This is a genomic window from Calditrichota bacterium, assembly GCA_014359355.1.
Lineage (GTDB): Bacteria > Zhuqueibacterota > Zhuqueibacteria > JANLFK01 > Oleimicrobiaceae > Oleimicrobium.
Genome location: JACIZP010000075.1, coordinates 1 through 2,058 on the forward strand (window position 1 = coordinate 1; position 2,058 = coordinate 2,058).

The 2,058-nt window shown below is 61.2% G+C and carries 4 protein-coding genes; all 4 read right to left on the reverse strand.

What is annotated here, in order from left to right:
• Window positions 1–407 (reverse strand): hypothetical protein (locus H5U38_03260; protein ID MBC7186033.1); only part of this gene is annotated, 407 nt, incomplete at its 3' end.
• Complete coding sequence (locus H5U38_03265) at window positions 394–1,107, reverse strand: HAD family phosphatase (GenBank protein MBC7186034.1); 714 nt, start codon at window positions 1,105–1,107, stop codon at window positions 394–396. The genes H5U38_03265 and H5U38_03260, both read right to left, overlap by 14 nt.
• Window positions 1,085–1,753: a CDP-alcohol phosphatidyltransferase family protein gene (locus H5U38_03270; GenBank protein MBC7186035.1), complete on the reverse strand. Its 669-nt coding sequence runs from the start codon at window positions 1,751–1,753 to the stop codon at window positions 1,085–1,087. The genes H5U38_03265 and H5U38_03270 overlap by 23 nt, the downstream gene beginning before the upstream one ends.
• Window positions 1,754–1,827: 74 nt before the next feature.
• Window positions 1,828–2,058, reverse strand: a 231-nt coding sequence (locus tag H5U38_03275; GenBank protein ID MBC7186036.1) for a hypothetical protein, incomplete at its 5' end; no start/stop codon positions are given.

The window sequence follows — 2,058 nt, forward strand, 5'->3', positions numbered from 1 at the left end:
GGCCGGTTCTCCAACAGCCCCTCCAAATAGAGGTGCGCCCTGTTGAACTCTTCGCGGCGGGCGTTGCTAAAGCGGATTACGTCGACGTACAGGTTCTGGATGTAGGCCTGCAGGAAGCTGCTCCCCACACCGGTGAAGACGCGCACCTTGCTGATGCTGTTCAATGCAAAAGGGCCGACGATCCGATCGCCACTCGGCGCGGAGGGGGTAACGGCCACCACCGACTCGTCGGTGATGATGAGCCAACTTGAGGCTTGGCCTCCTCGCAAATCCAGATCACTGCGGATGGCAACCCGCACGGCGGCGGGCCGGATGCCACACTGTCTGAGTTCGCTTGTCACTTCCTCGGGCGGCTGCCCGATGACGATACCGGTATCCCGCCGTGCCGACTTCTCAGTCTTCCCCATAGTCCCCTTTCCGTCGTGACAACTTCTGGCGCAGAATCCTCTCCGGCTCCCGCGCGGCATTGGGATCTCTGACCACTGACCAGCCACGCCGGTGTGCCAAGAGAGACAGACGCAGTCCCGGCCGAACGACCACCGACCACCCCACAAGGGACAGCAAAAACCTGTCGTCCCAGTGGTCGGCGATGGCCCCCGCCTGCGCTGGGGAGAGCTTCGCGTCCTGCAGCCACCGCTCTGCGGCTGTTACTTTGCGCACCCCTCGCGGATGGGGCCTTGCCAGGCTTCCAGTGAGCACTCCGTCCACTACCGCTGGCTCGGCACAGATAAGCTCGGCAATACCCAGATACCTCCCCAAAGGAGCAGCAAGAAAGGTCGGTGTGCCACTCAGGATCACGAGCCGTACCTCGCTGCGCTGCAGCTCATGCACCAGCGCCACAATGCCGGGGAAGAGTCGCCCCCTTACCACCTTCTCCCAGCACTCTTGGGCCCATTGCTCCACTGTCGCCAGTGGCATGCCTGCAAGGTAGCGCAACTTGAGATCGAACCAACTTCTACTCGATCCGCTAAGAAAGCTGCGACAGTACGAGGCGGCCGCTTTGGCCGGACGCACCCATCCCTGTCGTATCAGGTAGGGCACAAACCATTGCTCTAAGCTCCTGGGCAGGAGCGTGCCGTCGATGTCAAGAAACACCACTTCCGGCAACCTCGCTCTCCTTCTGGCGAATGAGCGCCAAGCCTTCGACGATGACCGGAACACCCCGCACCAGGCACATGACGGCGGTGAGGACGGCGGCCCAGTAGCCGATCTTCAACCCAACGCTCGCTGCTCCGCGTACCCCTGGCTGCCATCGGCTTGCTGCTTCAGCCAGCACACTCAGCAGCAGAATCCACCCGAACGTGAAAGCCTTAAGCACCGCGTAGGAGGTGCGCATCCACGGCGAGCCGGTGAGAAATCGCCCCAACCTGCTGCGCATCATGGTGCTTTTGCCGAAGGCTGTGTACCCGAAGCGCAGGGCAAAACCACGGATACTGTCCGTGAGAATGTCCCGCGAGACAACCACGATGGGAATCCACACCGGCACAAGGCGAAGATCGGCAAGCACAATCCACAGCACCGCCTCGATGATGCGGTCACCGGCGATGTCGAGGACACTGCCCAGCACCGTTGCAGCGTCGAGCCTGCGTGCCAGGTACCCGTCCAGCCAGTCCATGACAATCACCAGCACGGCCAAGCCTGCAGCGGCAAGTCGCGCCCACAGGTTCTGATTGTAGACCAATACCACCAAGAAGAACAGCAAGCCTATTCGCGCTAAGGTGATGCGGTTCGGCCAGCTCAACAGCGTTCGCATCTGCGCCTCCGCCAGTGGTAGACTCTATGCCTTGTGCTGACACCGCACGGTCTCATACACGCCACGCCAAACCCTTATCGCCGGAAACCGACTACGCGGTAGATCGGCAAGACTTTGTCCTGAAAGAGGTCGGCAAACTGCTCATAGTGGGACAAGCCATAGAGGCTTCGCGGCTCCATAATTTGGACGAGCTTTGCCGCACCCACTCCTTTGACCGGTACGAGCAATGCTCCGCGCTCGAAGGTCTTTTTGGCCCGCCGATAAGCCCCCGCCGGCACAATGGTATTTCTTCCCTCGCAGCGCAG

What these genes read in the sequence shown, in the direction of transcription:
- H5U38_03270 (MBC7186035.1), bottom strand. Translation starts at nt 1,753, where the DNA reads ATGCGAACGCTGTTGAGCTGGCCGAACCGCATCACCTTAGCGCGAATA.